Here is a 7,343-nt window from a genome sequence, read left to right as displayed (position 1 = left end):
GTCGGCGCGTCCCCAGCCACGCCGGAGCGGGTCTTCGTCGGGACATTCAAGCACGGGCTCTTTCGGAGCACGGACGGCGGCGACTCCTTCGACCGACTCCGGACGGAAGACGAGTTCGTCAGCGACGCCGTGACGTCGCTGGCGATCAGCCCGCACGATCCCGACGTCGTCTACGCCGGCACCGAACCGAGCCGCATCTATCGCAGCACCGACGGGGGAGACTCCTGGAGTCACCTCGATGGGCTCGTCGATCTGCCCTCCGCCGCGGCGTGGTACTTCCCGCCGCGACCGGACACCCACCACGTCCGCTGGCTCGAAGTCGACCCCTCCGACCCCGACCGACTCTACGTGGGGATCGAGGCGGGTGCGTTCGTCTACAGCGAGGACGGCGGGGAGACCTGGCACGAACGACCTGGAGGGTCGCGGCGGGACAACCACACCCTCGCGACCCATCCCGACCGCGAGGGGCGAGTCTATACGGCCGCCGGCGACGGATACGCCGAAAGCGACGACGGCGGCGAGAGCTGGGAGCATCCCCAGGAGGGGCTCGAGCATACCTACTGCTGGGGCCTGGCTCGCGATCCCGGCGACCCTGATCGCGTGCTCGTCTCGAGTGCAAGCGGGGCCATGAACGCTCACACGGCCGAGAGCGCGGCGTCGTACGTCTACCGAAAGGCGGGTGAGGAGCCGTGGGAACGACTCGAGCACCGGGGCCTGCCGACCGGCGAGGGTGTCGTTCGTGCGGTGTTCGATACCCCCGGCGAGGGCGGCGTGGTCTACGGCCTGCACAACCACGGGTTGTTCGTCACCGACGACTTCGGCGAGAGCTGGGAGCGTGTCGGGATCGAGTTAGACGAGGAACTCGAGAGCCAGTCACCCCGCGGTATCGCGGTACTCCCGTCGTAGTCGAGTCGAACGGCCGAACGTGATCGAAACGGTCAGTCTCGGCGCTCGACGCGTCAGCCGGCAGCGTTCGAGCGCTCGAGGACGACGACGATCGCGAGGGCGTGGACGGGTGCAACCAGCGTCGTACTGAGTACCGGCCCGGCAGACGGCAGCGGAACGCTCGCGAGCAGCCACGCCGCGAGACCGAGAACGAGCACGACGCCGAACAGCAGCCACCCGCGACCGCGCGTGAGCCGGTTGCTCACCCGGAGTGCTTCCCTCGGCGCGTAGCCGAGGACCAGCAGTCCCGGGACTACGAAGAGCCGGATCATGACGAGGAAATAGAGCGCCAGGGGGACGAGCCCGAGCAGTCCCATGTCCTGCAGGAGTGCGATCGAGCCCAACAGGCGCTGGAACAAGTCCATCGCGAGGACGAAGCCGAACAACGGGAGGATCGAGCCGACCCACGTTCCCATCCCGGAGCCGAGGTTGAGGAGTTCGGCTCCGATGGCCCGATGGAGCACGTACGCGCTGGCAACGGCGACCGCAAGCAGTGGCAGGAGGTAAGAAACGATCCCCCACGCCAGGTAGCCAAATCGAAGCCCGACGAACGACTCGAGCAGGGCGGACGTATGTGGGATGCCGGTCGGATAGCCGACGAACTCGACGCTGATCGAGATTCCGCCGTCCACCCGCAGCGGTTCGAACTCGAGGGTCGGAAGCGGATCGCGACGGCGCATCCAGTCCAGTGTGGCGAAGAGGAGCCCGACCGCGAGATACGGGACCAGCAGGAGCGGATCGCGTCGCAAGCGGCCGATTGCCGCCGTGACCGGATGCGGGGATGGGTTCGGGTTTCGAGATGGAGGCGAACGCGTCCCAGCCGACGGCTCGGAACCCGGGCGGTCCGGATCGTCCGATCCGGGAGACGAGGTTCCCACGCTTACGCACCTCCTGGGTCGTTCGCGTTCTGGTTCTGGTTCTGGTTCTGGTTCTGGTTCTGGTTCTGGTTCCGGTTCCGGTTCTGGTTCTGGTTCCGGTTCTGGTTCTGGTTCCGGTTCCGGTTCTGGTTCCGGTTCCGGTTCTGGCTCGTGCCCCCACCGTCGCCGCCCTCTTCGAGCGCCGTGACACCCTCGTGCCCGGCGAGGTAGAGCACGCCGTCGCCAACGATCGGCTGCGACGGACCGTGTCGGATGTCTCGAGTCCACAGCCGTTCACCGCGGTCGGCGTCGACCGCGACCAGTTCGTTGAACCCCGAATAGGTGAGGTAGACGACGCCGTCGGCGACCACCGGATGCGTATCGTGTGCGTACTCGGTCGTCCACGATTCCTGCCCAGTCTCGAGGTCGATCGCGTGGAGGGCGTCCTCGCCGTCCGCGGCGAAGACGGTGCCGTCGGCAACGGCGACACTGCCGTCGGTCACGCGGCCGTCGTGTTCGTACTCCCAGACGAGGCTTCCGTCGGCGGGATCGAGCAGGGAGACGGCCCGGCGACTCGGGACGACGAGCCCCGCGTCCGTCGCCGTCGGCGCGACGAGTTCGCGGTAGTCGTGCTCGTCGTCCGGCTCGGCTGGCTCGAGTTCGATCTCCCAGCGTACCTCTCCGGAGTCGGCGTCGATCGCGGCGACGATGTCGGGCCAGCAGGTCGCGTAGACCGTTCCGTCCCGAACTGCCGGCCGGTTGGGTTCGTTCGACCAGCCGTGGTCGGGTTCGTAGCGCCACTCGAGGCGGCCGCTGCTGGCGTCGAGGGAGACGAGCCGATCCAGGTCCGGCAGGGCGGCGTAGACGGTTCCGTCGACCGCGACCGGCGACGGCGGAGTCGGGTTTGCGCTCGTCCTGATCGCGGGCTCCTCGCCGGGGCCGTACCAGCGCTCGAGGCCGACGCCCTGCCCGGCGAGAGCGTACCCGCCGCTGGCGCTCAGACCGAGAACGCCGTCGTTCCCTCGTACTGCGAGCGTCGGGCTCCGGTAGCCCTCGGCAGACGCGACCGTCGGCGAGGAAAGCAGCGAGTAGGCGTTCCGCTCGAAGCGGACGCTGCCGTCCTCACGCTCGAGAGCGGACAGCGTGCTGCGGCCGACGACGAACAAGGCCTCACCGTACAGGATCGGCGGGGCGGGCGTCGGGCCCTGCAGGTCNGAGAGCGGACAGCGTGCTGCGGCCGACGACGAACAAGGCCTCACCGTACAGGATCGGCGGGGCGGGCGTCGGGCCCTGCAGGTCCCTGAGATCGCGCTCCCAGCGGACCGTCGGGTCGTCTCTGGGGCCCGAGGCGTCTGAATTGTAACCGGTTCCAGCGGGATCGTATCGGGGCATCGGCCAGTCGAAGTCGAAATCGGGGTCGCCTCCGTGGTCGAGCGACACCGGCCGCTTGAGGAAGTGAACGCCGCCGACGGCACCCGCGATTCCGAGGGCGCTGCCGGCGAGCACGTGGCGTCTGGAGGGCATCGGTCCGATCCTTCAGAAGGCTCGTGGAAATGCTTTTATCCTTCGTCGGGAAGAGACGAAGGGGCGGCGATCGAACGACAGACAGCCGGTGGTGGTGGGCGCTTCGAAATCCTTTTAGGCGCTACACGGGGATAGTAGGGTAACTGAGTGATATCATGGACGTCGACATCGTCTCCGAATCGGAGAACCCCATGTTGCATCGCACGGACGTCACCTTCGAACTGACCCACGACGAGGCCACGCCCGAACGGCTGCAGGTGCGTGACAGCCTCGCCGCGAAACTGAACAAGGACGCCGACGAGGTCGTCGTTCGCAAACTCGACACCAAGTTCGGGATGCGAAAAACCGTCGGGGAAGCCAAGGTCTACGACAGCGCAGACGCTGCCCGTGACGTCGAGCAGGACCACATGCTCGAGCGAAACAAGATCGGCGTCGACGAGGAAGCCGACGCGGAAGCCGAAGCGGAGGAAGCATAGATGGCTCGCTACGACCACTACGGCGACGACGGGAGCACCGACGGCGAGCAGTGTCCCCGCTGTGGTGACGTCTTCCTCGCCGACCACGGCGACCGCCAGCACTGTGGCAAGTGCGGTTACACCGAGTGGGAATAGCTGATACGGGCGAGTCGTGAGCACCGCCACTCGAGTACTCGGGATCGAAGGCACCGCGTGGGCGGCAAGCGCGGCCGTGTTCGATTCCGACACGGACGACGTTTTTATCGAGACTGACGCTTACCAGCCAGAGAGCGGCGGCATTCACCCGCGTGAGGCTGCCGAGCACATGCACGATGCCGTCCCGACAGTCGTCGAACGGGCGCTCGCACACGCCCGCGAGACCCACGACGACAACGCCCCATCGGAAGAGGCTCCCGTCGATGCCGTCGCGTTCTCGCAGGGTCCCGGCCNGCGCGGCCGTGTTCGATTCCGACACGGACGACGTTTTTATCGAGACTGACGCTTACCAGCCAGAGAGCGGCGGCATTCCCCCGCGTGAGGCTGCCGAGCACATGCACGATGCCGTCCCGACAGTCGTCGAACGGGCGCTCGCACACGCCCGCGAGACCCACGACGACAACGCCCCATCGGAAGAGGCTCCCGTCGATGCCGTCGCGTTCTCGCAGGGTCCCGGCCTCGGCCCCTGCCTGCGGACCGTCGGAACGGCCGCACGCGCGCTCAGCCAGTCCCTTTCCGTGCCGCTGGTCGGTGTCAACCACATGGTCGCCCACCTCGAGATCGGCCGGCATACCTCGGGGTTCGACTCGCCGGTCTGTCTCAATGCAAGCGGCGCGAACGCCCACCTGCTGGCGTACCGGAACGGCCGCTACCGCGTGCTCGGCGAGACGATGGACACCGGCGTCGGCAACGCCATCGACAAGTTCACGCGTCACGTCGGCTGGTCCCACCCCGGCGGCCCGAAGGTCGAAGCGGCCGCGAAAGACGGCGAGTACGTGGACCTCCCCTACGTCGTCAAGGGCATGGATTTTTCCTTTTCGGGGATTATGAGCGCTGCAAAACAGCGGTACGACGACGGAACGCCGGTCGAGGACATCTGTTACTCCCTGCAGGAGAATCTCTTCGGAATGCTGACCGAAGTCTCCGAACGCGCCCTCTCGCTGACCGGCAGCGACGAACTCGTGCTGGGTGGGGGGGTCGGACAGAACGGTCGGCTCCGGGAGATGCTCGCGGAGATGTGTGATCAGCGCGGTGCCACGTTCCACGCGCCCGAACCGCGATTCCTGCGGGACAACGCGGGGATGATCGCCGTACTCGGCGCGAAGATGTACGAGGCAGGCGACACCCTCGCACTCGAGGACTCGCGGGTCGATCCCGACTTCCGGCCGGATCAGGTGCCGGTGACGTGGCGAGCCGACGAACCGGACCTCGAACTCGGCCGGACCGCCGGCGAGGGAACCGTCCAGGGAGCCGAAGCGACCGTCGATATAGAACCCGACGCGGGACGCGTGACGAAGCGCCGCGAGCCGAAGGGGTACCGCCACCCAAAACTCGACGAGCGACTCCGAACCGAACGGACCAGACTCGAGGCACGGCTGACGAACCTCGCCCGTCGCGAGGGGGTCCCCACGCCCGTCCTGTCGGACGTGGACCCACACGAGGCGCGGCTCGAACTCGAGTACGTCGGTGACAGCGACCTCCGGGAAGGACTGACGAGCGAGCGAGTTCGAGAGGTTGGGCGGCACCTCGCACGGCTCCACGAGGCCGGGTTCGTCCACGGCGATCCGACGACGCGTAACGTGCGGGTCGACGGCACCAGAACCCACCTCATCGACTTCGGTCTCGGCTACCATACCGACCACGTCGAGGACTACGCGATGGACCTGCACGTCTTCGACCAGAGCCTCGTCGGCACCGCTGACGAGCCTGGTCCGCTTCGCGAGGCGGTCCGCGAGGGATATCGCGAGGTTGACGTCGGCGACGAGCGCGTCCTCGAGCGGCTGCGAGACGTCGAAGGGCGCGGCCGGTACGTCGGCGAGTGACCGGTCGGAATCGGGAACGTTCTTCCCGACCGGTTCCAACGGTTCGATATGAGCGACGCCACCGTTCTCGTCACCGGCTACGAACCGTTCGGCGAGTTCGAAACCAATCCGACAGATCGGATCGCACAGCGACTCGACGAGGAGACGATCGGCGGCGACGGGACGACCGCGACCGTCGCCGGCCGCGAACTCCCCGTCGTCTTCGACGAGATGGAAGACGAACTCGAGGCGCTCCTCGAGGAGCACGACCCCGATATCGTCTGCGGGCTCGGACTCGCGGCCGGTCGGAACGCGCTCGCGCTCGAGCGCGTCGGGATCAACCTGCGGGATACGGCGGGGACGCCGGACAACGACGACCGCGAGGTCACGGACGAACCGGTCGACACCGACGGGCCGAACGCCTACTTCGCGACGCTGCCGCTTCGGGAGATGAAGTCCACGATGCAGGGGGCAGGCGTCCCGACGACGCTGTCGACCGACGCCGGCACGCACCTCTGTAACGACTTTCTCTACGCTGCTCGTCACCGCGCCAAAACCGGCGACCGCGAGTTCCGCGTCGGGTTCGTTCACACACCGTTCTCTCACGAGGCGGCGGCGAGACGCGACGAGGGCGAACCGAGCATGGCGCTTGCGGCGATGGCCCGCGGCGTTCGCGAGGGACTGTCGGTCGCCGTCGACGCCCTCGAGTGACGGTCGCTGAAGCGACAGAACGGGTGGCGAACGGACCGAAGTCCACGTCTCTCTGTCGCCGAGACGAGCACACAATACTCTTGTCAGGGGAGGACGTATCACCGTACATGGCAGATAAACCGACCTCCGGTGAGATCCTCGGAGTGCCGTACAACTTCGAACGACCGAGCATCAGCCGTATGCTCTCGGCTCACTGGGAGCCGGGTGAGGGAATGCTCGTCGAGAAACCGTTCGGGATCGGCTACACGCTAAACCTCGCGAACTGGCGGTCCTGGATCGTCCTCGGGGTCGCCGGACTCCTCCTCTGGCAACAGGAACAAAGCGCCGCGAGCGCGGACGAGGCCGCCGAAGACGAACCCGTCGAGGTCATCGTCGACGAGGATTCTACCGACTGAGATCGACGGATCTGATCGGATACGGTAGCCGGTCGGGTTTTTCGACCGCCCGTTCGATCCAGTGTGAGCGACTGCAGTCGCTCACTCGAGCGACACCGACGACCCCCGCTCGGCCGACCGGTAGATCGCGTCGATCACGCGCTGGACCGTCAGCGCCTGTTCGACAGTGTTCAATTCGGGCGGCCGTCCTTCGGCGACGGCCTCGAGGAACCGTTTGTCGCTGCCCTCCCAGCCGGTATCGTCGATCGATCCCTCGGTGAGCGTCGCGTCGAGGTTGTGGTCGGTGCCCTGTGTCCCGCTGCGGTACAGCGTCAACGCCTCGCCGCCGAGTTCGAGTGTGGCACCTGCGTCGGTCCCACGGGCGACGAACTCCTGGGTTTCGGCCTGGTTTGCGGCCCACGTCACCTCGAGCGAGATCGTGCGATCGTCCTCACAGCG

Annotated in this window: 10 protein-coding genes; 7 read left to right on the top strand and 3 right to left on the bottom strand. The window is 67.0% G+C overall.

Features of this window, described 5'->3' with window-relative positions:
• Nucleotides 1–906, top strand: a 906-nt coding sequence (locus C446_RS03150; protein ID WP_006671614.1) for a WD40/YVTN/BNR-like repeat-containing protein, incomplete at its 5' end; no start/stop codon positions are given.
• A 53-nt stretch (nt 907–959) separates the two neighbouring features.
• On the opposite strand, the gene C446_RS03145 is transcribed toward C446_RS03150, so the two are convergent.
• Nucleotides 960–1,694, bottom strand: coding sequence for a hypothetical protein (locus C446_RS03145; RefSeq protein ID WP_006671613.1), 735 nt, complete (start codon nt 1,692–1,694; stop codon nt 960–962).
• A 131-nt stretch (nt 1,695–1,825) separates the two neighbouring features.
• The gene (locus C446_RS03140; RefSeq protein ID WP_338034961.1) at nt 1,826–2,968 is read right to left on the bottom strand and encodes a PQQ-binding-like beta-propeller repeat protein; all 1,143 of its coding nucleotides are present in this window, start codon (nt 2,966–2,968) and stop codon (nt 1,826–1,828) included.
• 513 nt (nt 2,969–3,481) lie between these two features.
• On the opposite strand from C446_RS03140, the gene C446_RS03135 reads away from it, so the two are divergent.
• From C446_RS03135 to C446_RS03110, 6 genes are all read left to right on the top strand, one after another.
• On the top strand, nt 3,482–3,802 hold the full coding sequence (locus C446_RS03135; RefSeq protein WP_006671612.1) for a 30S ribosomal protein S24e: 321 nt from the start codon (nt 3,482–3,484) through the stop codon (nt 3,800–3,802).
• Nucleotides 3,803–3,937 (top strand): 30S ribosomal protein S27ae, encoded by a 135-nt coding sequence (locus C446_RS03130; RefSeq protein ID WP_006671611.1) that lies wholly within the window; start codon nt 3,803–3,805, stop codon nt 3,935–3,937.
• Nucleotides 3,938–3,953: 16 nt separating this feature from the next.
• Nucleotides 3,954–4,280, top strand: a complete 327-nt coding sequence (locus C446_RS03125; protein WP_006671610.1) for a serine/threonine protein kinase — start codon at nt 3,954–3,956, stop codon at nt 4,278–4,280.
• The gene (locus C446_RS03120) at nt 4,201–5,820 is read left to right on the top strand and encodes a bifunctional N(6)-L-threonylcarbamoyladenine synthase/serine/threonine protein kinase (RefSeq protein WP_049919999.1); all 1,620 of its coding nucleotides are present in this window, start codon (nt 4,201–4,203) and stop codon (nt 5,818–5,820) included. Before C446_RS03125 ends, C446_RS03120 begins: the two co-directional genes overlap by 80 nt.
• Before the next feature lie 48 nt (nt 5,821–5,868).
• A complete protein-coding gene (locus C446_RS03115; protein ID WP_006671608.1) occupies nt 5,869–6,510 on the top strand; it encodes a pyroglutamyl-peptidase I family protein in 642 nt (213 codons plus the stop codon).
• A 107-nt stretch (nt 6,511–6,617) separates the two neighbouring features.
• Complete coding sequence (locus C446_RS03110; RefSeq protein WP_006671607.1) at nt 6,618–6,905, top strand: DUF5808 domain-containing protein; 288 nt, start codon at nt 6,618–6,620, stop codon at nt 6,903–6,905.
• A gap of 81 nt (nt 6,906–6,986) precedes the next feature.
• Here the strand turns inward: C446_RS03110 and C446_RS03105 are convergent.
• The coding region (locus C446_RS03105) for a Gfo/Idh/MocA family oxidoreductase (RefSeq protein ID WP_006671606.1) at nt 6,987–7,343 on the bottom strand (357 nt) is incomplete at its 5' end.

The sequence above is a fragment of the Halobiforma nitratireducens JCM 10879 genome (assembly GCF_000337895.1).
Taxonomy (GTDB): Archaea; Halobacteriota; Halobacteria; order Halobacteriales; family Natrialbaceae; genus Natronobacterium; species Natronobacterium nitratireducens.
Note: the sequence above shows the minus strand (reverse complement) of the source record. Positions and strands in the feature narration are given on the sequence as shown.